Here is a 684-nt window from a genome sequence, read left to right on the forward strand (position 1 = left end):
GTCTGACGCAATGGACAGAGTGCGTAAAAAAATTCTGCCGATTCTTTTTGCAGGGAGCGCTTACGCCGAGCGTCAACCTATCGGTCTTGCGGAAATTATCGAGAACGCCACATCGGAAAACGTAAAGGAATTTTATAATCGCTGGTATACAAGCGACAATATGGCTATAGTTTTTGCAGGCGATTTTGACGGGAAAGCTTTGGAATCGCAGTTAGCCCAACATTTTACCATGCCCGTGTCAAGCAAGCCTGTAAATCGACCTCTGCATGAATTGCCGCCGCCAAAGAACGGCAACTTTAACGTCAATATTATTACAGACCCTGAACTTACATCGACTAACTTTTATGTTTATTACAAAATGAACAAAGGACCGCAAAGAGGGACACTTGCGTCTTATCGTGAATCCGTAATTGATTTTTTAATTGACTATATGCTCTCGCTTCGTTTTGAAGAAGCTCATTCCGATCCGCAGTCGGCGACTAACGGCTCGTGGGGCGGTATTTGGCGATGGTCTGCAAACTCTAAGTTTTATTCAATGGGTACTGAACCAAAAACGGGCAGAGTAGAGGACGCTCTTAGGGAACTTCTTTTAGAAAAAGAAGCCGTGCGACGATTTGGTTTTACGGAGAGCGGCTTGCGTCTCTCTAAAAATCGCCTTTATTTTTTCCGCTGATGGAAGATTCT

Annotated in this window: 1 protein-coding gene; it reads left to right on the forward strand. The window is 44.3% G+C overall.

All coding sequences use genetic code 11. The features are described 5' to 3' along the window. A partial coding sequence (locus tag ACYVTD_RS15120) for a M16 family metallopeptidase (protein ID WP_461248534.1) occupies positions 1-673 on the forward strand: 673 nt, incomplete at its 5' end. Positions 674-684 lie beyond the last annotated feature (11 nt).

This window comes from Treponema sp. R6D11, from assembly GCF_054786075.1.